This is a genomic window from Thermococcus sp. 21S9 (genome assembly GCF_012027635.1).
Classification (GTDB): Archaea; Methanobacteriota_B; Thermococci; order Thermococcales; family Thermococcaceae; genus Thermococcus.
The window spans coordinates 1-506 of the sequence record NZ_SNUS01000021.1 but is presented as its reverse complement, the minus strand read 5'-3'; the positions used below and the strand labels follow the sequence as shown (position 1 = coordinate 506).

Below are 506 nucleotides of genomic sequence, written 5' to 3'. Positions count from 1 at the left end.
TTTGGTATTAAGCGTTACAATGTTCGAGTTTATCTATGAACCTGAAAAAGTTCTAAATGAGATACATCGAGTATTAAAGCCGGGAGGAGAAGTTGTCATTGGAACTATGAATGGAAGAAGTTTATGGTTCCTTTTCAAACGATTTAAAAGCTTGTTTGTTGAAACGGCATACAGATATGCAAGGTTCTACACTCCAAAAGAATTAGAAACACTCTTAACAAATGCAGGATTTGATAATGTAGAGAGCAGAGGTATTATATTTTTCCCATCGTTCTTTCCATTTATTGGAATTGCGGAGAAAGTTGACCAGAAATTTAACAAAAACTTGAAGAGTATTGGAGCCTTCATAGCTGTTAGGGGAGTTAAAAAGTGACAGAGAAAGAAGAAATCATTTTGATAACAAGGGATAAGGCATTTGAAAGAGCAAGGCACCTCAAACGGGAGAATGAACTCATCTATGGTGTTAAGTTCAACATAGATCATAAATATCTTCCGCTTGATATTCT

1 protein-coding gene is annotated in these 506 nt (G+C 35.2%); it reads left to right on the top strand.

From position 1 onward, the window contains the following. A partial coding sequence (locus E3E28_RS10760; RefSeq protein ID WP_167915451.1) for a class I SAM-dependent methyltransferase occupies positions 1–373 on the top strand: 373 nt, incomplete at its 5' end. Positions 374–506 lie beyond the last annotated feature (133 nt).